Source organism: Terriglobia bacterium, from assembly GCA_020072845.1.
Taxonomy (GTDB): Bacteria; Acidobacteriota; Terriglobia; order Terriglobales; family Acidobacteriaceae; genus JAIQGF01.
In genome coordinates, this window is the sequence record JAIQGF010000016.1 from 36,343 (window position 1) to 57,287 (window position 20,945).

The following is a 20,945-nucleotide window of genomic DNA, read 5'->3' on the forward strand; positions in this document are numbered from 1 at the left end:
GGGGCGGAGTTCGGCGATGTTGGGGATGAAAACGAGCGCGATTTTAGCACACGCGGATTACGAGTTGGTCACCGGTCTGAATGCCGGCTGCGAGGCAAAGGGTCTCTGCCGGCCGCTTTCGATAGAGAGCAATGGCGGTCTATCATCGCTTCGACGCGGCGAACACGCCTTTCGTCGCGCTCCAACTTTTTGTGCGCTTTCAGGAATGCTTTTCCGATCTCGGGCTCTATCTTCGCCATAATCGCCAAGCCCACGACGTTGTCGAACGTCGAGTGTACGGCAACAAGAGCCGAAGATACCTGCGTCAATGAAATCGCGGCGCTGTGGCCTGGGTCGGCTAATCCTGCGTTGCTCGGACCAGCGAGCAGGGTCGGCGTTTCCTGCATAAGTCCGAGACTGAAAAAAGCCCCTTGGGGATTAGCGTGTATGCTGTGCCCAGCCATCCGGTAATAAGTTCGGAGTGCATTCAGACGAACATCACGCTCAATGTCGACAAACTTTGGCTCCTTGCCGAGTGTGTCGGCCGCCCAACCGTAGTCGCCCCTAAAGTGCCGCCCGAAACGTTCGACCGCGGCCTCCGAGGCTTTACGCATATCTTCAAAATCCTTGTCGCTGATAGGCTCTAATCCAAGCCGATCTTGCCAGTCTCTGTATTCACTCGCTGCCTTGTACGAGTCGACTGCCAGGTGTCCGACATAACGTTCCGCTACGTCTTCGCCGTGTTGTTGAATGAACAGTGCGACCACAGCTATTTCATGCAGCGTTCTCCACCGCGCCATTGCACCGTCAGCAAATCCCGCTGATAGCAGGCAAAGTACCTCTTCGACGAGCGTACAGGCTCGCGCGTGACAACGCGTCACTACTTCGATCAGATTGCTCTTCTTGCTGTTCGCGGCAACGCGCATCTCAACGTTCGACTCGGATCCCAATTCGCGAGAGATCGTTACCAGAAATCGCAATAGCTCCAGCGCACTGCCCCATCGTGCCTCTAAACGTTTCCGAAATCCGTCAATCTCGCGGCGTTGCGCCCGAGACTCAGCAGGCCAGTTGCGCTTCAACTGCCGTAGCAATTTCACAGAGATGTCGTCCGCGACCTTTTGAACGACCTCTGTCAAGCCTTCCTCAAAAAACCGATTGGCTCTGTTGAGAAGGCTCGTCTTGTCTTCTTCTGTAATGTCAATGGAGATATTCCTTTCAGTGGACTTTCCGCTGTGGAACTTGAGGCCTTCGGTTTTCCCATCGCGAACTGCTTTGTGAAGTCTCCGGAGTTGCCTCTCGGTGAGCTTGATTCCCCGAGCCTCAAGTTTCTCCTTTACTAAAGTTGCGATTAACAACGACGGGATGTTGTCCATTTGTGTCTCAAGCATCTTCTGAAGAGTTCCCATCGACCTATCCTTTTCCGGTTTTCGAGGCATCATTCTCGCACTGACACGCCACTCGCGCACCCACGCTTTGTAGCTTCCATTTCGGAACTCACCCGCAAAATAATTCGCCCCAAATCACATCTTTTGTTGTTTTCCTCTTGACATGCAGATCACCCGATCACCAGATCACCCGATGACATAAGCCTGCATTATGATGCTCGCATGACGACAGTCGCAGCGTTCGTGATTGCCGGTGGACAAAGCTCGCGCATGGGACGCGACAAAGCGTTCCTGACCCTGGGTGGGAGCACGCTGCTGGAACGCGCGCTGGCCGTGGCGCGCTGCGTCAGCCCGGAAGTCACGATCGTGGGGCCGCGCGAGAAATTTGCCGCCTACGGAAGCGTCATCGAAGACGTCTATGGCGGGCAGGGGCCGCTGGCGGGCATTCACGCGGCGCTCTCCGGCAGCGCATGCGAGCTGAACCTGATAATCGGCGTGGACACCCCGTTTCTCGATCCGAAGTTCGTGCACTATCTCGTGCAACAGGCAAGGACGAGCGGAGCGACTGTCACCGTGCCGGTCACGTGTGTCGTTAGTCCCGAGTCCCGAGTCCCGAGAGAAGGACTTCTCCACCCTGTCTCGCCCCCTCGCTCCGCTTCGGGGCAGGCTCCCGCGGGCGAGGCAAGGGTGGGGCAACCACCCGGGGGGCAAGCGCAACCGCTGTGCGCGGTCTACCGGCGCGAGTTTGCCGCGGTGGCGGAAAACGCGCTGCGCCAGGGGCGCAACCCTATCGTCCCGCTGTTCGCCGGGGTCACGACGCGCGAGATCGGCGACGTTGAAATGCAGGAACTGGCTTTTGATCCCCGAATGTTCGACAATCTGAATACCCCCGAGGAATGGGACCAGGCATGCAGACGAGCAACCACATAGGCAGTCGTTCTCCCGCCACCGAAACCGCAGCCTCGCTGGAATACGGTCCGGAGGGGGTGAAGCCCTACATCGAGTTCAAGGACGTATCGAAGGCGTTTGGCGACAACCGCGTGCTGGACCACGTCAATTTCGAGGTGATGCCGGGCGAGACGGTTTGCATCCTGGGACGCAGCGGGGTGGGAAAATCGGTGTCGCTACACAGCATCATGGGATTCCTGAAAGTGGACTCGGGGCGCGTGATCGTGGCGCACGAGGACATCACCGACTACGGCGAACCCGACCTGGAGCGCATCCGCAAGAAGGTCACCATGGTGTTCCAGAACGGCGCGCTATTCGATTCCCTCAGCGTCGGCGAGAACGTTGCCTTTCCGCTGCGCGAGCGCGGCGACCTGGACGAGCAACAGATTTTTCAAGTCGTGGACGGGTTGCTCGACATGGTGGGCGTGCGAGCCATGCGTGACCTGCTGCCCCCGGATTTGTCCACCGGAATGAAGCGCTCGGTGGCCATCGCGCGCGCGCTGGCGGCGCAGCCGGAGGCCGTTCTGTACGACGAGCCGACCACCATGGTGGACCCGCTAATGGCGCAGCTTCTTGGAGATCTGATCAAAAAGTTAAAGTTTCAGTTGAAGCTGACCAGCGTCGTAGTGACGCACGACATGAGGCTGGCGGAAAAATTGGCGGACCGCATCGTGTTTCTGCACGAAGGACGCGCGATATTCCAAGGCACCTCGGAAGAGATGGCCGCAAGCACGGAGCCGATCGTCCGGCAGTTTCTCCAACTCGACGAACTCAACACCGAGCAGTTCCGCCGGCCGGACAGCGCACCCGGACAACAGCCGGGGATCTAAGCCGCAAGTTGTGAGTTTTTAGTTTTGAGTTGTGAGTTATCGAGCTCCCTCTTCGCTCAGAACTCACAACTCACAACTGAGAACTAGCCGTTCCCGTGCACGTGCTCCGGCCGGACGGTGTAGATGACCCGCACCTCGCCCGGCTGCGCATAGGGGTACTTGTCCACTCCGAGATATTTTTTCGCCAGCTTATTGATAGAGTCCTCGGCGCCTTCCTGGGTGATGTCGATCACCCGGCCGCGGACCTCGACGTAGCGGTAGGGATTTTCCGGGTCAACGATCGAGAGGGACACGCGCGGGTCGCGCCGGACATTGAGGTCCTTCTGCCGTCCGCGCGCGGAATTGAAAATGAGGTTTTCGCCGTCGAAGTCAAACCAGACGGGCGTCACCTGCGGCTGGCCGTCGGGCATGAGCGTGCCCAGATTGGCAAATGCCTTTTTGCCTTTGAACAAATCGAGATATTTTTCAGGAATTTTTCCCGCCATTCTCTTTCCTCCTGCGAGACATTTCTTCACACCACCGAGTCACCGAGGACACCGAGGTACACCGAGGAATTACGTTATCAAAACAGAAGCAGATACTCTCGTCGTACCGTGATCGTCGTCTTCGCCGAGATCACCCGATCACCCGACCACCCGATCGCCGGATGGTCAGAATCCTTGCGCCACCAGACGCTCCACGGTGACCGCGCCCGTCGAACGCCCGCCGATCATCTTCTCCACATATTTCGCAATGATGTCGGTCTCGATGTTCACCGGATCGCCCGGCTTGAGGGAACACAGATTGGTCGCCTCCGCGGTGTGCGGGATGATGGCAATGGTCACCTTCGTTGCCTCCACCTTTGCCACCGTGAGGCTGATACCCTCAATGGCGATCGAACCCTTGTACACGACATAGCGCTCCAACTCGGCGGGAATTTCGACGTGCAGCCAGAAATCGTCGGCGCCGGGGACGCGCTCCAGTCCAAGGAATTTTCCCGTGCCGTCCACGTGTCCCTGCACCATGTGCCCGCCCATGCGGCCGTCGGCTTTCATCGGCAGCTCCAGGTTGACCAGCGCGCCCTCCTGGATGCGCGAGAACGAGGTCAATCGCCAAGTCTCTTCCGCCAGGTCGGCGCGGAATGAGTTGGGCGTGACTTCCACCGCGGTCAGGCAGACGCCACTCACCGAGACGCTGTCACCCTTCTTCAGTTCCCGCGGGACGCGCTCGGCTTCAATGATCAGGCGGCGCGTGCCGCCCGTGGTGGTGATTTTCGCGATGCGGCCAACGTCTTCCACTAATCCTGTAAACATGAATGCCTCGCAAACAGTCCATCGGTCATTCGGTCTGTCGGTCTCTCGGTGGCAAGAAGAACTCGTCGCGACTGATAGACCGATAGACCGGAAGACCGAAAGACCTATGAGTACGGATCTTTCAAATAACCTTCTACAGCAAAATCCTCCCCGAAGCGGTAGAGCCGCATGTTTTTAACATGGGCGGCCTCGCTCATGCGGCGAAAGCCGGACCCGGCGGCGAACGGCACCGAGCCGCAGCCCGCCAGGATTTTGGGGGCGTAATACAGAAAAACCTTGTCCACAATGCCGGAGGCCAGCGCCGCCCAATTCACCATCGCGCCGCCCTCGATGAGCACGCTGGTGACGTCCAATTCACCCAGACGCTGCACGATTCTGCCCAGGTCGGGACGGCCATCCGGACCGCCGAGCGCGACCTGCTCGACGCGAATTCCGCGCTGTTCCAGTTCCCGGCGCTTTTTTTCCTCCGCGAACGAGCACAGGACGAGCACATCGTCGCGGCAGGTTTTCACCACGCGCGATTCCAGCGGCAGGCGCAAGCGCGAATCCAGGATGACGCGCAGCAGTGGGCGGCGGCGCGGCAGCCCGGTGCGGTCGGTGAGCATCGGATCGTCGGCGACGACGGTGCCGACACCAACCATGATCGCGTCCATGGCGTGCCGCAGTTCATGCACATGCGCGCGTGCCTCTTCGCTGGTGATCCAACCGCCGGTGGCGCCGCCCGCGCCCAGAGCCGAGGGATTTTCGGAATCGCCCGGCGGCGGGGCAATCTTGCCGTCCAGCGTCATCGCAGCCTTCAGCACGACCAGCGGCGTGCGGCTGCGGATGTGCTTGGCAAAAGCTTCGTTCAGCCGGCGCGCCTCTTCTTCGCCAACCCCGGTTATGACCTCGATGCCGGCAGCGCGCAGCTTTTGAAACCCTTGCCCCTGCACTTGCGGGTTGGGGTCCTGCATGGCGGCGACGACACGGCGCACGCCTGACTTGATGACCGCATCGGCGCATGGCCCGGTGCGGCCCTGGTGCGAGCACGGTTCTAAATTAATGTAGAGTGCCGCGCCGCGCGTGCGCTCGCCCGCCTGCTCAAGCGCCAGAATTTCCGCGTGCTTCAGTCCGTCGTAGGCGTAGGTGCCCTCGCCGATCACCTGGCCGTTTGCGTCCACCAGCACGGCGCCGACGCAGGGATTCGGGGAGGTCAGCGCAATGCCGAGCCGCGCCAGTTCGAGCGCGCGCTGCATGAAGCGTTCATCGTCCTGCGCGGGCATCGGTATGGGACTCGTCGTCGGGCTCTGCGATCGCAACGGCACCGCTCCTGTTCAACGGCCGCCGCGGCACCGGCTCGCGGACAGCAACCTCTTCTGGCGGCTCAACCGTAGGCCGAGCCACATTCAACATGCGCCAGATAAAAAAGACCGCGGCCAGGACCAACAGAATCGCGATCAATGTCGTCATACGCAACCTCTATTCGAACAAGGAGTCCACAAATTGTTCCGGATCGAAGGGCAACAGGTCCGTCTGCTTCTCGCCCACTCCGACGTAGCGCACCGGCACGCCGAGCTCGCGCGAGATGGCGACGACGATCCCGCCCTTCGCCGTGCCGTCCAGCTTGGTCAGCACGATGCCGGTCACGCCCGCCGACTCGGTGAACAGGCGCGCCTGCTGCAGCCCGTTCTGGCCGGTGGTGGCGTCCATCACCAGCAATACCTCGTGCGGCGCGCCCGGAACAATGCGCTGCGCCGTGCGCCGCATCTTCGAGAGCTCTTCCATCAGATTGCTTTTCGTGTGCAAGCGTCCGGCGGTGTCCACGATCACGTACCCGGTGTCGCGCGCCTTGGCCGCCTGCAACGCGTCGTACAAGACCGCCGCGGGATCGCCGCCGGGCTTGGTCTTGATCACCTCGGTGCCGGTGCGGTCGCCCCAGACTTCCAGTTGCTCAATGGCGGCGGCGCGAAAAGTGTCGGCGGCGCACAGCAACACCGTTTTCCCCTGCGCGCGCAGCGCATGCGCCAGCTTGCCGATGGTGGTGGTCTTCCCCGTTCCGTTCACGCCGACGACGACAATCACTTCCGGCGGTTCCACGGCTTTGACCGGTTGCAGGCTGGCCCGGCTCAAGATGTTGAGCAGCTCGCCTTTCAGCACATGCTTGAGCTCGTCCACGTTGCCGATCTGCCGGCGGTCAACCTTCTCGCGTAATGCCTGCAGGACCTCGTGCGTGGTCGCGCTGCCGAGGTCGGCGGCGATCAAGGTGGCTTCCAGGTCGTCGAGGGTCTCGCGGTCAATTTCCTGACGAAAGGAAACCACTTCTTCGATGCGCTCGCTGAGATTTTCCCGCGTGCGCGTGACCGCCTGCTTCATGCGGTCGAGCAAGCCGGGTTTTTTGGGCTCCTCGTCGAGGCTGCCGAACAAGGTCTGGATCATGGGGATCACTGGCGACGGTGCGAACCGGGGCACGTGTGCAAACCATTCATTATAGATGGGGTCGCGCGCAAGGAGGGCCGGACTACCTCGGCGCCAGGCGACAAGCTGTGGGGACCGAAATTTTAAGGTGTCGCGGCGCTTGACCGGGGCGGCGGCCGGGACTACCCTTGCCGCACGTCACAGTGGGGTGTGACGGTTCCCCATTCTTCCCGGCGTATTTCCATTCCGCGAGAAGGAGCCTCCCCATGATTTCACGTATCGTCAGTTGCACCATCAAGCCGGAAAAAATCAACGAATTCCGCACCGCCCTCAAGAGCGAAGTCCTGCCCAACATCACCCGGCAGCCCGGCTTCGTGGACCTGGTCGAGTCGCTCGACGCCGATAGCGGCACATTCGTGTGCACCACGCTGTGGAACACACGCCAGGACGTGGAACATTATGACCAGACCCTGTTCCCTGAATTGGCGCAAAAGCTGGTGCCGTTGTTGAACGGCCAGCCCGACATCAAGACGCTGACGGTGGAGAACTCGACCGTGCACGACATCAGTTCGGGCCAGAGCGCCGCGGCATAAACCAGTCCGGAGTCGCGAGTCCCGAGTGGGTTGCGGAAGAACAAAGAGCCGCGGATTTACGCAGATCAATGCGGACTAACAGCATCGGTTGCTAGTCGGTTATCAGTCCGCGTGAGTACGTGGCTTCTTCTTGCAGTTAACTGCGCGCAGTCTCCACCGAGACGTCGCCCGTGTTGCTGGCTGCGGCCGCGGCCACGGTGTCTTCCACAACGGCGGCGCGGCGGAGATGCAGGTCGCCGCGTTCAAAGATGCGCTCCAGGGCCGCGACCACTTGCGGATCAAACTTGTTTTGCGCCAGCGACCTGATGATCTTCACCGCGTACTCGGGCGGGCGCGCCGCCTGGTAAGGGCGGTTGGTGGTCATGGCGTCGAAGGTATCGGCCACGGCGATGATGCGCGGCACCAGCGGCAGTTCGTCTCCCTTGAGGCCAAACGGATAACCGCGCCCGTCGAGCGACTCGTGGTGCAGTTCGATGCCGGGGATCATTTCCTTCAACTGCTGCACCGGACGCAGGATGTTGGCGCCGCGCGTGGTGTGCGTCTTCATGACCTCGTACTCTTCCGGCGTCAACGCTCCGGGCTTCTTCAGGATGCGGTCCTCGATGCCGATCTTTCCCACGTCGTGCAGTTGCGCCGAGACGCGCACCACCTCGATCTGCTCTTCCGTCATTCCCATTTCCGTGGCGAGGATGGTGGAGTAGCGCGTGACGCGATCGGAATGGCCGCGCGTGTACGGGTCCTTTTCGTCAACCGCGCCGGCCAGCATCTGGATGGAGCCCATGAACAGCGCGCGGTTTTCTTCGGCGGCGCGCTTCAGGTCGGCCACGAAGCGCTCCAGGTCCTCAGTCATGTGGTTGAAGGTCTGGGCCAATTCGCCGAATTCGGTGCGGCTGGTGAGTCGCACGCGTTGCGAGAAGTCGCCGCGTGCGATCGCCCGGCTGGAATTGGTCAGGATGTCAAGCGGTCCGGTGATGCGGCGCGCCGCGAAGACGCCGACAATCACCGCCAGCACCACCGCGTAGATCGCATAGGTGATGCCTTGCGACTGCATGTCAATGACGTCGCTGTAAGCGTCGGACTGCGGCTTTTGCGCGATCACCGCCCACTCCAGCGACGGCACCGGGCTGAAGGTGCCGAGCATGGCCGTCTTCTGGCCGTTGGCCCCGAAGACGGTAAACTCCTTGGTCGCGACCACCGCCTTGCCGCCGGATTCGACGAAGTTCTTGACGATCTCAAACTTCGTCATGTCCTGGCCGGTGGCATAGTTGGAGGTGGCGGCGGCGACCAGCCTTCCTTGCCGGTCCACGACGTAGGTCAGCAGGCCGCCGAATTTGGCGACCTCCTGCAAGCGCGAGCGCAAGAAATTCAAATCGATGGCCGCGCCGAGCATCCCGATAAACCGCCCGCCCGCCGTAATCGGAGTGCTGAACAGCACCACGATGCGGCGGTCCCGGCCGGTCTCAATGGTCAGCGCCTGCCCGGTATAGGCGCGGCCCTGGCTGCCGGCAATGAACGCCCGCTCCAACTCCTTGTGGACGAAATCGTCGGGCGTGAGGCGTCCCGCGGAAATGCCCTTCGCATCGGCATTCAGCACGGTGGCGTAGCCGACGTCGGCAGAGGATGAAACGAACTTCTCCAGCAGAGCGCGCAACTCGGGCGCGCTGACATGCTCGCCGTGCAGGTCGCCGCCGCTGGCAATCACGATCGCCGACGCCAGGTTGCCGAGCATGGTTTCCAGGCTGCGCTGCCGGTGTTCGATGTCCTCACCCACCGACTGGGTGATCGTGTTCTGAAGATACATTTCGTTGGTCTTCAGGCGGACGCGATTGATGGCCATCACCTTGTCGGCGTAGAAATACATGGGCACGACGCTGACCAGGATCAGCACACCCAGGATCAGGGATAAGATCGGCACGCGCTCCGGAATCGCCAGCTTCTTGAACAAACTACCGCCCCCGCAATGGCGCGATTGTATGATGAAAGCGGGGCCCGGCGAGGCAGAATTTACTGGGGAGAATTACTCTAGTACAGGGCCTCGCAGCACACCCGACAAGCCGCCATGGCCAAGATTACGGCCCTCGTCCATACCCACAATGACGCCGAGCGCATCGGGCGCGCGCTGGAGTCGCTGCGCGCCTGCGACGAAGTGCTGGTGGTGGATCACGCCTCCACCGACGACACCGTCAAGCTCGCCCGCGATCACGGTGCGGTGGTCAAGGAAGGCGTGCTCGGGGTGAGCCCAGGGACCTACGCGATTGACGCGGGTCACGACTGGATCCTGTGCATGCTCCCCACCGAAGCCGTCAGCGAGGGGCTGGAGGCGTCGCTCTTCGAGTGGAAGCAGCGGCACGAAGAGAACTCCGAGCAGTCTGAAAAAGACACGCACGTGGCCGAAGCGCACTCCGTTGCCTTCCAGGTGCGCGAGGAAACCGGCAGCGGCTGGCGGGAGTTGGGCGCGCATACCCGGCTGGTGAACCGGAAAGGGACCAACTGGACCGGCCATTTGCCCCTGGACGATCCCAACGCGGAGATGCTTCCCGGACACTTGCTGCGATTTCACAAACCGTAGCCGCATTCGACACTAGCCACTTTGCGCCGGCCGCTGCCATAATCAATCCATTCCTGCAAGCGAATGGACCCTCTGCCGGCAACCGCGGTTTTCCTGTTCGGGCTGGCGTTCGGAAGCTTTCTGAACGTCTGCATCCACCGCATTCCGCGCGGAATTTCCGTGGTCACGCCGCACTCCGCCTGCCCGCAGTGCCACCACGCCATCCGGCCCTACGACAACATCCCGGTGCTGAGCTGGCTCATCCTGCGGGGCCGGTGCCGGCACTGTGGCGCGCCGATATCGCCTCGCTACGCCGCCGTGGAATTGCTGACGGCGTTCCTGTTTCTCGCCTGCTACGCGCAATCTGGCCTGACCATCCTTACCCTGAAATACTGCGTGTTCTCGTTTCTGATCGTCGGCCTCATCTTCATGGACGCGGAGTGGAAGCTGCTGCCCGACGCCTTCACCCTGCCCGGGCTGGCTGTGGGGCTGGCCTTCAGCCTGGCGGCCCCGTTGAACGACGTGGTCGCGCAGATCGTGCCGGGAATGTTGCGCGCCCGCGCCGGGCCGATTCCGTGGCGATGGCTGTCGTTGGGGGATGCGCTGTTTGGCGCCGCCCTCGGTGCTTCCTTTTTCTATGGCATCGCCATGCTGTACCTGCACGCGCGCGGCCGCGAAGGCATGGGCCTGGGCGATGTGAAGCTCATGGCCATGGTGGGTGCATTTCTCGGCGTCCGCATGACGGTGCTGACCATCTTCGGCGCCTCGCTGGTGGGCTCGCTGTTCGGGCTGGCAACGGTGTTGACGGTGTGGACGAAGCGCACGCGCCGGCGGATGGCGCGCCAGCACGAGCCGGCCAGCGTGGCGCGACGCCGCGCCTGGCGCTCGGCGCGCACCGTGTACAGCCATTACGAAATGCCGTTCGGCGTGTTCCTCGGCGCCATGGCGCTCGTCGCCCTGTTCTTCGGCCACCGCCTGCTCCGCTGGTACTGGGGCGTGTAGCTGTGAAACTGCTCGCCAACCCGGTGATCCTGCGGATGGCGCTGCTGTTCGTCTTCGTCGCGTCGATGTTCATCCTCGGCGTATGGTTCATGCGCCGGATGCGTAAGAAAATGGCTGAAGACCTGAGCGTGCCCACGCCGCGCGCCGACAATGCTCCCGCGTTCGCGGTGGCCGCGTATCAGGGCGTTATCCAGCAGCTCAAGGAGAAGGAGCAGGAACTGCAGCGGCTGCACCGGGAGGCGCACGAGCGCGCTTCCCTGAGCGAGAATCTGTCGGCCGCCGTGCTCACCAACCTCGATACCGGCGTGGTCGTCTTCAACCCCGCGGGGCTGGGACAATTCGCCAACCCCGCTGCCCGCGACATGCTCGGTTACGCCATGGTTTCCGGCATGCATCCGCGCGACCTGTTCCGCGGCGTGACCTCGCTGCGCAGCCGCGATCCGCAGGTCGCCCCAAGCGGCATTGCCGAGGCGCTGGAGCGTGCGCTGCGCGACGCCGCCGTCTTCCGGGGTCTGGAGGCCGATTACGCAACCCCAGCGGGAGACCAGCGCCGGCTCGCCATCACCATCGCGCCCGCCCTGGGCAGTGGCGGCGAATGTTACGGCGCCGTCTGCCTGATGACGTTAGTGGGGCAACCAGAGTGATTGGACGTAGCCAATTGCGGCGTTTACCCTAGTGCTTCCGTGCGAATCCTTGCCAAGAATGCCATCGAGGGGAGCTACAATATTCTGGGAGCTCTGGAATCGCGGGGCAGCCCGCGGGTTCGGGAGAAGAAAACCTCTATGAAACGGACCTTGTCACTGTTGGCAGTGGCCTTCGTGGCCGCCTTCACCATCGTGAGCAGCGCCGGGGCGCAGGAGTCTCTCGGCGAACTGGCGCGGCAGCAGCGGCAGTCGAAGCGGCCCAGCTCGGCCAGGGTTATTACCAACGACGATATCGCCATGGCCGCCGCTCCAGCACCCGACGCTGCGGCAGAAGCCAAAGGCGAGAAGTCCGAGAAAGGCGAGGCGGCCGCGGCCCCCAGCGCCGAAGACAAGGCGAAGCTGGCGGCTTCCTTCAAGGCGAAAGCCGACGAGCAGAAGAAGAGCATCGCCCAGCTCGAACGCGAGCTCGACGTCGCCCAGCGCGAGTATCGCCTCAAGGTAGCGGTCTACTATGCCGACGTAGGCAATAACCTGCGCGACTCGAAGAAGTGGGCGGAAGATGACCGCAAGCAGCGCGCCGAGCTTGATGACAAGCAAAAAGCGGTCGCCGATGCCAAGCAGAAGCTGGCCGACATTCAGGAACAGGCGCGCAAGGCGGGCGTCCGCGCCGAGTAGCGGAAACCAGATCGCCCCCAGGAGAGTCGCCTGGGGGCTTCGTGTTTTCGCGAGGCAGCGGCAACCAGGGGCCAAACTGCGTCTGCTATAATAATCACGCCTCATTCGATTCGGACCTGATGATTGGCCGCATTGGGCAGTGCGGAAGTGGTGGAACTGGCAGACACACCATCTTGAGGGGGTGGCGCCGAAAGGCGTGGGGGTTCAAATCCCCCCTTCCGCACCAACTCGCAATCCCGAAACGCCAGAGGAAAGCGAAGAAAGGAAGCGGCTTCGCGCCGCATCAGCCCGGAAATGTTTGTCGTTTACACGATCACCGTCGTCCACATCATCGTTTGCTTGTTTCTCATCATCGTGGTCCTGCTGCAGAGCGGGAAGAGCGCCGACATCGCCGCTGCCTTCGGCGGCATGGGCAGCCAGACCGCCTTCGGGCCGCGCGGCGCCGCCACCCTGCTGAGCAAGGCGACCACTTTGGCGGCGGTGATCTTCATGTTGACCTCGATCACGCTCTCCATCTTCGCCTCGCGCCGGCCGAGCACTTCGGTGCTGCAGAACCTGAAGACGCAGCCCGCGCAGTCGGCGCCGCAAAAGCCGCCGACCACTACGCCAGCGCCCAGTCCGACAGCGCCGACGCAGAAATAGCTATCAGCTCTCAGCTATCAGCCGTCAGCTAGAATCAAAGGCCTCCGGGTTTGGAGGCCTTTATTGCCGTTGGATTGCGATTGGGATGTACAAACTGAAAGCTGAGAGCTGACAGCTGAGAGCTACTTATGATCCACAAAATTCTTCCCGTCGGGCCGCTGCAGTGCAACTGCTCCATCATCGGCGATGAGGGCACGCGCGAGGCCATGGTGATCGATCCCGGTGACGAGATTGACGATATTCTGCAAATCGTCGAGCAGCACGGGCTCAAGGTAAAGCAGATCGTCATCACGCACGCGCACATTGACCACGTCGGCGGAGCAATGAAGTTGAAGCAACTCACCGGCGCGCCCATCCTGCTGAACCAAAGCGACCAGGCGCTGCTGAAGATGATGGATGTGCAGGCGGCGTGGGTCGGGATGAGGCCGCCAGGCAAGATCGCGATCGATCAGAGTGTCAAGGACGCCGACCGGCTGCGCGTGGGCAGCCTCGACGCTACCGTGATGCACACGCCGGGGCACACCGAGGGCAGCATCTGCCTGTACTTCCCTGCCGAACAGAAGCTGATTGCCGGGGACACGCTGTTCGCCGGCAGCATCGGGCGTACCGACCTGCCCGGCGGATCGTTCGACAAGATCATGGACTCGCTGAAGGGGCGCGTGCTGGCGCTGCCGGACGAAACCATCGTGGTTCCCGGGCATGGGCCGGAAACCACGATTGGGGAGGAGCGGGAGAGCAATCCCTTCCTCATCAATTTGTAATTTGTAATTGGTAATTTGTAATTTTCGGAACCCGAGTCATCCCGGCATGACCGGCAAAGTTGGCGGCGCGGATTACAAAATTGCAAATTACAAATTACCAATTACAAATTCCAGCAGCCGCTTCACTCCTTCCCTGAATTCTTCCTCACTCGCAATCAGGCTGAGCACGAGATATCCCTCGGCGGGAAAATCGTAAAAGTGTCCGGGATGGACCAGGACTGATTTCTGCTCCAGCAGTTCGATGACGAGATCTTCGTCGGAACGCGTGACCGGCACCCGCAGCACCGCATACCACCCAGCTTCGATCTGCAGGCGCGCGCAAGCCTTTTGCGCGGCGAGTTGACGATCCAATTCCGCCAGGTTGGCGCGAATCCTCGCCATGAGCTGCCGGTGGAAGTCGTGGCCTTGGGCGAACAGCACAGGCGCGGCAAGCTGGATGGGCGCGTTCATCGAGAGGTAGGTATCGGCAATGACCTCCAGCCGCGCCATGGCCTGGTGCGCCAGGTCTTCGGGGCCGCTGACTGCGATCCAGGCGAACTTCATCTGCGGCAGGCCTGCGATTTTCGACAGCCCGCTGAGCGTGAAGGTGAGGGCGGGTCTGGGAAGTTCCCCACCCGGGATCGGGCGATCGCGTGATCGGGTGATCGGGTGAACGAAACTCGGGTGCCCGACTTCCTCGTGGGCAAAGTCAAGAAATACTTCATCAACCACCAGCGCCAAGCCGCGCTGGGCACAGACCGCGTTCAACTGCTCCGCCTCGGCCGGCTTGACGTAAGAGCCCGTGGGGTTGTTGGGGTGAACCAGCAGGATGGCGCGGGTGCGCTCGCCCGCGGCGGTGGTGAGAGCGTGCACATCCAGGTGCCAGCCGTGGTCATAGAACAGCGGATACGGGCGAAGGCGAACGTCCTGGAGGTCGGCAAGAAATTCGAAGAGCGGATAGCTGGGCGCGGGCACCAGCACTTCATCGCCGGGATCGCAGAGCAGCCGGAAGACAAAGGAATAACCCTCGCTGGTGCTGGTGGTAAGCACCAGCCGCTCGGGATCGATGTGGGCGCCGCGCTCGCGGTAGTACGCGCTCACCGCCTCGCGGGCCACGCGCATGCCCTTGGCGTCCGGACGATATTCCAGGGCGTTCGGGTTCGCGAGCGCGGCAAGAATCGCCTCCGCGTCGTAGCGCAGGCCGAGGTTGGTGGGATTGGAGGCGGTAAGGTCGAGCAGTTCCCTGCCCGACGCCCGATGCTTCTCCAGAGCCGTGCTGAAGCGGTTGGGCGCGAGCGGCCAATTGGTGCGGGAGGAAAACACTCTCAATTTGTAATTGGTAATTGGTAATTTGTAATTTGAAAAATTGCTGCTTGAGTCTTCAGTCTCAAGTCGTCAGTCTTCAGGCGCCCCCGGACGACTGGAGGCTGAAGACCGACGACTTGTGACTGACGACTCCCTGATCACCAGCAGGAGCACGCAAATCATAGAAGCACCCAGCAAGGGCATGGCCATGCCGGCGCGGAATCCGAACGATTGCGACAGGTGCCCAATGCTCCACGGGAACACCATGCCTCCGCTGAGCCCGACCGCGAAGAGCACGCCGAACACGGTCCCGGCAAAGCTGCGGTAGCGATCGCCGGCAATCGCCAGCATGGTGGGATAAATCGAAGCGCAGGCCAGACCGCCCAGCGCCACACCCAGGGCCAGCACCGGGACAGAAGGCGCAAGCGCCACAATCAGCGTGGCCAGCAGCGCGCCCACGCCACTGGCCAACACCAGTTGCTGCTCGGTGATGGCGCGCAGCACGCGGCTGGCGCTGATCCTCCCCAGCATCATCATGGCTTGAAACAGCGCCAGGACCAGGGTCGCGTTGCGGGCCGTCGCCGACATCTCTCCGGCCCAGGTGGAGGTCCATCCAATGAAGGCCGCCTCGTTGCCGGATTCGAAGAAGAGAAGAAACGCGAACAGCAGCACGCCGGGGTAGCGCACCACGTTACCGGCATCAAGGAGCGAAAACCCGCTGGCCTCGCGCGCCGGCGGAAACGGAAGGGCAAGATAGGCAACCATGCAGCCGGCGGAAATGGCGGCGGCCGCGAGCATGACGGGAACGATGTGTGCGGGACCGGCGGCCGCCGCAGCCAGCGGAATGAACAGGGCCCCAACCCCAAAGAAAACTGCGACCAGGTTCAGCTTCGCGCCACGATCGTCTCCGAAAATATCGGAGACCAGAACATTGCTCGCCATGTTCAGGCCGCCGCCACCCGCGCCCAGAATGAACCCGAATACCTGTGCCGCGCGGTAACCGGTTGCGACCGCGAATCCGGCCAGCGCCACAGTGGCCAGCAAAGCGGAGACGGCCAACACCAGCTTGTTGCCAAATCGGTCGATGAGCGGCCCGGCGATCACCGTCGCCAGGAAAACCCCGAACAGCAGCAGAGTTTGCAGGTTGCCCTGGCGCACCATGTCGGTCAACTGCAGACGCGCGCGCATCTGCGGCATGCCGAAAAGAGTCCCCAGCAGCACCAGCACGACGCCGAATACGAACAGCGCACCGCAGGCGGAGAGGAACAGGCGTCCGCGACTGAAGGCTGCACCGGTTGGCGGCGTGGGAACCATGGAGAGAGAATTGAATTTTACGCTGTCCCGGAATTCAAACTACCGGGCTACGGCGTGGGCGCGCGGGGACGACAGTTTTCTCTTCACCTTTTTGGCCGAAACCTGGTGGGGGTCTTCATAGGCGGCGGGCGGGGAGGCGGCGGTGTTGGCGCTCTGCCATGCCAGATAGCCGGCGCCGTGCAGGTTGGCATCCTCGCCCAGGCCGCTGATGCGGATGCGTACCTGGCGGGCGGCGATGGGATGGCAGCGGCTGAGGGCGGTGTGGGTCAGTTCGTCCCAGAACAGGTCGGTCGAGGAAACCAACGATCCGCCGAAGACCACGACTTCGGGATCGAAAAGATTGACCAGGTTGGCGACCGCAAGTCCGAGCAGCTTGCCGGCGCGCCGATAGATCTGTTTGCAGGTGGCATCGCCACGGCGGGCTAGCTCGGCGATATCCTCGGCGGAGAAAGCATCTGGCTCGAACTCGGCCAGGGCGCCGCCGAACCCACCTACGACCGCATTTTTCCCGGCACGCACAATGGCCGGCTCGGAGGCGCACGCCTCCAGTCCTCCCAACTTACGCACGTCGAAACCGTCGGCTTCGCTGACCGCCATCCACCCGGCGGAGCCGGAAAGACCATGCGCGCCGCGCAGCAGCCGTCCGCCGCAGATGATTCCCGCGCCCACGGTCACACCGGCGGTGAGCACGACCACGTCGTTCTTGCCGCGGCCGGCGCCACGCCAAGTCTCGCCCAGCACGGCGGCGTTGTAGTTGCTCTCCACCACCACCGGAACGCGCAGCTTGCTTTGCAGGAGGCGAGCCAGCGGGACCTTGTCCCAGCCCGGCAGTTCCTGGGCGCAAACCGTGCCGTCGCATCGCACCATGCCGGCAACGGCGATTCCTGCTGCGCTGTACTTGTCTCGTGCCTGCCCTAGTTCGGACGCAATGCGCGCGATCTGCTTGATCGGCCCGAGCGTGGTGGATGCATCCAGCGACTCCGTCCTGCGTGCCAGCAGCTTGCCATCCCGGTCCAAAACTGCGGCCGATATTTTGGTCGTGCCGATATCCGCTACGAATACGGTTTCCGCCATGAATGCACCCGCCTATACAACGTTGCCCCAGCCGCTTGCCGAAGCATATCAGCGGCGGGTCGCCAACCAGCACCCGGTTTACTCCTCCGCGGTGCGCGAATTCCAAGTTGGGACACGGCCGCACGCCGGCTAAGATCGCGAAGCTTGCAATTTCGGAATGAAATTCAATTCTACGCTTCGCCTGGGCCCCGGCACGCAGTTTCAGCGACGCGGCTGTGGTACATTGGCCTGAGTTCCGCGCCCCTGCGGCCGCTTCCGTGTCACTCACTACGATCTTCTTCGATGCCGGCGGTACCATCGTCTTTCCCGACCCCGCGCTCACCCTGGCGGCGCTGGCCGAACTCCACCTGTTTCCTTCCGAAGAACAGCTTCAGGCCGCCGAACGCGATGCCAAGCGCCAATTCGACGCGGCACGCGACGGGCGCCACTCTGTGGACGCGCAATACTGGGACCTGTATTACCTCAGCCTGTTTCGCGAGCTGGGCATCGCCGATGATGCCCGGCTCCGCGCCGCGCTGGTGGCGGCCGCGCGCAGCGGCATCAACTGGCGTCGAGTGCGTCCCCACACTCGCGAGTTGCTGGAACGGCTCAAGCGCCGGTATCGCATCGGGCTGATCAGCAACTCCGACGGCAGCGTGCGCCGGTTGTTCGAGTTGCTCAAGCTCGACGACTGCTTCGCTTGCTTCACCGATTCGCGCCATTGTGGTTTTGAAAAGCCCGACCGGCGCATTTTCGAATGCGCACTAACGGAGTTGGGCGCCACGCCGGAGGAGAGCCTGTACGTCGGCGACATTTACTCCATTGACTTCGTCGGCGCGCAGGCTGTGGGCATGGGTGCGGTGCTGATGGATGTCGCCGGCGCGTATCGCGATACGGCGTATCCGCGGGTCGAGTCGCTGGCCGAACTGGAAACCCGCCTCGACCATTGGCACCCCTAGGCCGTTTGATATCATTCCACCACCCCGCACCTCGGGGGACGGTAAGCCTGTCGTATCACGACATTTCTATTCGGAGCTCGCCATGACATCTGCCCGCGGCCGCCGTGCCGCCCTGCTCGCCTGCTGGTTGCTGTGCACCCTCGCCGCTTCCGCCGCCGGCCAACGCGCGATCACGGAAAAAGACCTGTTCCAATTCACCTGGATCGCCGATCCGCAGGTCTCGCCTGACGGTTCGCAAGTGGCGTTCGTCCGAGTGGTGGTCAACGACAAGAAGGACGATTACGACACGTCCATCTGGACCGTCTCCACGCGCGGCGGCGAGCCGCGCATGCTGACCTCGGGCACGCGCGACACGTCTCCCCAGTGGTCGCCGGAGGGCACGCGGCTGGCCTTTGTGCGCAGCGTGGAGAATAAGGACGGCAAGCGTCAGCCGCCGCAGGTCTATATCCTTCCCCTCACCGGCGGCGAGCCGTGGCCGCTGACCAAGTTGCCGAAAGGCGCGTCACGTCCCACGTGGTCGCCGGACGGCCGCAGCATCGCATTCAACAGCACCACCACTGCGGAGGATGAAGCGAAAGCAGCGTGCAAGGACGGCAAGGACAAAGAATCCGAGAGTGACAAAGCGAAGTGTGGCAAGCCGGAGCACGAAAGCGACGTGCACGTTATCAGCCGCGCCGTCTATCGCATGAACGGCATCGGATACCTCGATTTCACCCATCCCAGCCACATCTGGAGCATTGCCGCCGGCGGCACTGTGGATGAGAACGTCAAGCCCAAGCAGCTTACCGCGGGCGAATTTTCCGAACAGGAAGCCACCTGGGCGCCGGACGGTTCGAGAATTTATTTCGTTTCCGACCGATCGCTGGAACCGTACTACGAATTGGGGCAGAACGCCGTGTACTCGGTTCCCGCAATCGGCGGCGAGACCAAGGAAGTCACGCGCATTGAGGGCGGCGCGCTGCGCTCGATTGCCGTCAGTCGCGACGGCAAGCGCATGGCGTTCTTGGGCGCGCCCAATCAGCCGGTGCGCTCTTATACCCAGGAAGACCTGTGGGTGGTAGACCTGGCGCCGGGCGCCAAGCCGCGCAATCTGACCACGAGCTTTGACTGGGACGTAGGCTCGGGTGTGTTCGGCGATCAAGGGACGCCGCGCGCCTCAGGCGGATCGCGTCCGCTGTGGAGCGCCGACGGGAACTCCCTGGTGGTCCTAGTCGGGCGTGAAGGGCGCGGCAACCTGGAGCGCTTCGATGTCGCCACCGGGAAGAACTCGGCGGTAACTCGCGGTGACCAGGCCGTCGGCTCGTATGTCGAGAAGCCCGACGGCGGCATGCTGGTGGTGCGCGTTTCGACGCCGACCAACATCGGAGACCTGTTTGTCGTGCTGCCAAACGGCTCGCTGCAGCGCCTCACCGACGTCAATCACAAGCTGTTTTCGCAACTGAACCTGACGGAGCCGGAGGAGATCACCTACACCAGCTTCGACGGCAAGAAGATCCAGGCATGGGCGCAGAGGCCGCCGGACTTCGATCCGAAAAAGAAGTACCCGCTCATCCTGAACATTCACGGTGGGCCGCACGGCGCGTACGGCTACGTCTTCGACCACGAATTCCAGTGGATGGCGGCCAAGGGCTACGTGGTGCTCTATCCCAATCCGCGCGGCAGCACGACCTACGGACAGGAGTTCGGCAACATCATCCAGTACCGCTATCCCGGCGACGATTTCAAAGACTTGATGGCGGGCGTGGATGAACTGATCCGGCGCGGCTACATCGACGAAAAGCGGCTGGGCGTCACCGGCGGCAGCGGCGGTGGCCTGTTGACCGACTGGGTCGTTGGGCACACCACGCGCTTTGCCGCCGCGGTGGCGCAACGCGATATCGCGAGCTGGGCGGCGTGGTGGTACTCGGCGGACTTCACGCTGTTCCAGCCAAACTGGTTTCGCAAGCCTCCGTTCGAAGACCCTCAGGATTATGTCGAACGCTCCCCGATCACCTACATCAACGAGGTGAAAACGCCGCTGATGCTGATCCTGGGCGATGCCGACTGGCGCACGCCCGAAGGGGCCGGCGGCGAGGAGATGTTCCGCGCGCTGAAATATCGCAAGGTGCCGACCGCGATGGTGCGCTTCCCCGCTGAGTCGCACGAATTGTCGCGCTCCGGCCAGCCGTGGCACCGCATCGAGCGCCTGGAACACATCGTCAACTGGTTCGAGATCTACCTGCAAGGCAAGAAAATTCCGGGATACGAGCCGGGAGAAGAGAACGTGTGGAAATGAGGTAAATTCTTGACCTTTGGGTACCCCGCTCCCCCTGGTCGGTCCTTTGGAAATCAAATTTTTACGAGAATTGGTCCGCAAAATCTTGAGCCGTGAGCTTGTATGTGATTTCAAGAGAAATATTCTGCTGCAATTCCCAGCCGGGCTCCCGAACGGGAAGCGAATTTTCTCCGAGTCGTAACTTACGTGAAGGGGATTTCTCAACAACTATCAGTCACCAGTGGGTGCCAACAGTCCTCCACGAGCGACTACTGAGGAATCGCCTGGCACGTATTAGCACCCTTTCGCTTTTCTATCGCGGGGCGGCGCTGAAAACATGGCGGCGGACCTGCTTTACAACAAGTAATCCGGTCAGTTGTGAGGCGAT

General features: G+C 62.2%; 21 protein-coding genes and 1 tRNA gene. 12 read left to right on the forward strand and 10 right to left on the reverse strand.

Features of this window, described 5'->3' with window-relative positions; all coding sequences use genetic code 11:
- Positions 1-68 precede the first annotated feature (68 nt).
- Positions 69-1,352, reverse strand: coding sequence for a DUF5677 domain-containing protein (locus LAN70_16010; GenBank protein MBZ5512654.1), 1,284 nt, complete (start codon positions 1,350-1,352; stop codon positions 69-71).
- Between the two features lie 234 nt (positions 1,353-1,586).
- Between LAN70_16010 and LAN70_16015 the strand changes: the two genes are divergently transcribed.
- Both LAN70_16015 and LAN70_16020 read left to right on the forward strand, forming a co-directional pair.
- Positions 1,587-2,294 carry a molybdenum cofactor guanylyltransferase gene (locus tag LAN70_16015; GenBank protein MBZ5512655.1) on the forward strand — a complete coding sequence of 236 codons (708 nt, stop codon included), beginning with the start codon at positions 1,587-1,589 and terminating at the stop codon, positions 2,292-2,294.
- Complete coding sequence (locus tag LAN70_16020) at positions 2,261-3,142, forward strand: ATP-binding cassette domain-containing protein (GenBank protein ID MBZ5512656.1); 882 nt, start codon at positions 2,261-2,263, stop codon at positions 3,140-3,142. Before LAN70_16015 ends, LAN70_16020 begins: the two co-directional genes overlap by 34 nt.
- A gap of 83 nt (positions 3,143-3,225) precedes the next feature.
- On the opposite strand, the gene LAN70_16025 is transcribed toward LAN70_16020, so the two are convergent.
- From LAN70_16025 to ftsY, 5 genes are all read right to left on the reverse strand, one after another.
- Positions 3,226-3,627, reverse strand: a complete 402-nt coding sequence (locus LAN70_16025) for a PPOX class F420-dependent oxidoreductase (GenBank protein MBZ5512657.1) — start codon at positions 3,625-3,627, stop codon at positions 3,226-3,228.
- A 165-nt stretch (positions 3,628-3,792) separates the two neighbouring features.
- Positions 3,793-4,434: a riboflavin synthase gene (locus LAN70_16030; protein MBZ5512658.1), complete on the reverse strand. Its 642-nt coding sequence runs from the start codon at positions 4,432-4,434 to the stop codon at positions 3,793-3,795.
- Positions 4,435-4,538: 104 nt separating this feature from the next.
- Positions 4,539-5,696, reverse strand: coding sequence for a bifunctional diaminohydroxyphosphoribosylaminopyrimidine deaminase/5-amino-6-(5-phosphoribosylamino)uracil reductase RibD (ribD, locus tag LAN70_16035; protein MBZ5512659.1), 1,158 nt, complete (start codon positions 5,694-5,696; stop codon positions 4,539-4,541).
- Complete coding sequence (locus tag LAN70_16040) at positions 5,677-5,883, reverse strand: hypothetical protein (protein MBZ5512660.1); 207 nt, start codon at positions 5,881-5,883, stop codon at positions 5,677-5,679. The genes ribD and LAN70_16040 overlap by 20 nt, the downstream gene beginning before the upstream one ends.
- 9 nt (positions 5,884-5,892) lie before the next feature.
- Entirely contained in the window at positions 5,893-6,849 is a 957-nt protein-coding gene (ftsY, locus tag LAN70_16045; protein ID MBZ5512661.1) for a signal recognition particle-docking protein FtsY, read from the reverse strand.
- A gap of 245 nt (positions 6,850-7,094) precedes the next feature.
- Between ftsY and LAN70_16050 the strand changes: the two genes are divergently transcribed.
- Positions 7,095-7,421, forward strand: a complete 327-nt coding sequence (locus tag LAN70_16050; protein MBZ5512662.1) for an antibiotic biosynthesis monooxygenase — start codon at positions 7,095-7,097, stop codon at positions 7,419-7,421.
- A 136-nt stretch (positions 7,422-7,557) separates the two neighbouring features.
- Here the strand turns inward: LAN70_16050 and LAN70_16055 are convergent, their stop codons facing one another.
- A complete protein-coding gene (locus LAN70_16055) occupies positions 7,558-9,366 on the reverse strand; it encodes an HD domain-containing protein (GenBank protein MBZ5512663.1) in 1,809 nt (602 codons plus the stop codon).
- Between the two features lie 114 nt (positions 9,367-9,480).
- Between LAN70_16055 and LAN70_16060 the strand changes: the two genes are divergently transcribed.
- The 7 genes from LAN70_16060 (at position 9,481) to LAN70_16090 (ending at position 13,693) form a co-directional block, all read left to right on the forward strand.
- Positions 9,481-9,990: a hypothetical protein gene (locus LAN70_16060; protein MBZ5512664.1), complete on the forward strand. Its 510-nt coding sequence runs from the start codon at positions 9,481-9,483 to the stop codon at positions 9,988-9,990.
- A gap of 63 nt (positions 9,991-10,053) precedes the next feature.
- On the forward strand, positions 10,054-10,971 hold the full coding sequence (locus LAN70_16065; protein MBZ5512665.1) for a prepilin peptidase: 918 nt from the start codon (positions 10,054-10,056) through the stop codon (positions 10,969-10,971).
- A 2-nt stretch (positions 10,972-10,973) separates the two neighbouring features.
- Positions 10,974-11,615 carry a hypothetical protein gene (locus LAN70_16070; protein ID MBZ5512666.1) on the forward strand — a complete coding sequence of 214 codons (642 nt, stop codon included), beginning with the start codon at positions 10,974-10,976 and terminating at the stop codon, positions 11,613-11,615.
- A gap of 138 nt (positions 11,616-11,753) precedes the next feature.
- Positions 11,754-12,290, forward strand: coding sequence for a hypothetical protein (locus tag LAN70_16075; protein MBZ5512667.1), 537 nt, complete (start codon positions 11,754-11,756; stop codon positions 12,288-12,290).
- 141 nt (positions 12,291-12,431) lie between these two features.
- Positions 12,432-12,516 (forward strand) — tRNA-Leu (locus LAN70_16080).
- 68 nt (positions 12,517-12,584) lie between these two features.
- Positions 12,585-12,932 (forward strand): preprotein translocase subunit SecG, encoded by a 348-nt coding sequence (gene secG, locus LAN70_16085; protein MBZ5512668.1) that lies wholly within the window; start codon positions 12,585-12,587, stop codon positions 12,930-12,932.
- 128 nt (positions 12,933-13,060) lie between these two features.
- Positions 13,061-13,693 (forward strand): MBL fold metallo-hydrolase, encoded by a 633-nt coding sequence (locus LAN70_16090; GenBank protein MBZ5512669.1) that lies wholly within the window; start codon positions 13,061-13,063, stop codon positions 13,691-13,693.
- Positions 13,694-13,780: 87 nt separating this feature from the next.
- On the opposite strand, the gene LAN70_16095 is transcribed toward LAN70_16090, so the two are convergent.
- The 3 genes from LAN70_16095 to LAN70_16105 form a co-directional block, all read right to left on the reverse strand.
- Positions 13,781-14,995 carry a pyridoxal phosphate-dependent aminotransferase gene (locus LAN70_16095; GenBank protein ID MBZ5512670.1) on the reverse strand — a complete coding sequence of 405 codons (1,215 nt, stop codon included), beginning with the start codon at positions 14,993-14,995 and terminating at the stop codon, positions 13,781-13,783.
- Between the two features lie 72 nt (positions 14,996-15,067).
- Positions 15,068-16,291: an MFS transporter gene (locus tag LAN70_16100; protein ID MBZ5512671.1), complete on the reverse strand. Its 1,224-nt coding sequence runs from the start codon at positions 16,289-16,291 to the stop codon at positions 15,068-15,070.
- A gap of 39 nt (positions 16,292-16,330) precedes the next feature.
- Complete coding sequence (locus LAN70_16105) at positions 16,331-17,365, reverse strand: ROK family protein (protein MBZ5512672.1); 1,035 nt, start codon at positions 17,363-17,365, stop codon at positions 16,331-16,333.
- Between the two features lie 257 nt (positions 17,366-17,622).
- Between LAN70_16105 and LAN70_16110 the strand changes: the two genes are divergently transcribed.
- Positions 17,623-18,303: an HAD family hydrolase gene (locus LAN70_16110; GenBank protein ID MBZ5512673.1), complete on the forward strand. Its 681-nt coding sequence runs from the start codon at positions 17,623-17,625 to the stop codon at positions 18,301-18,303.
- Positions 18,304-18,385: 82 nt separating this feature from the next.
- A complete protein-coding gene (locus tag LAN70_16115) occupies positions 18,386-20,578 on the forward strand; it encodes a S9 family peptidase (GenBank protein MBZ5512674.1) in 2,193 nt (730 codons plus the stop codon).
- The last annotated feature ends 367 nt before the right edge of the window (positions 20,579-20,945 follow it).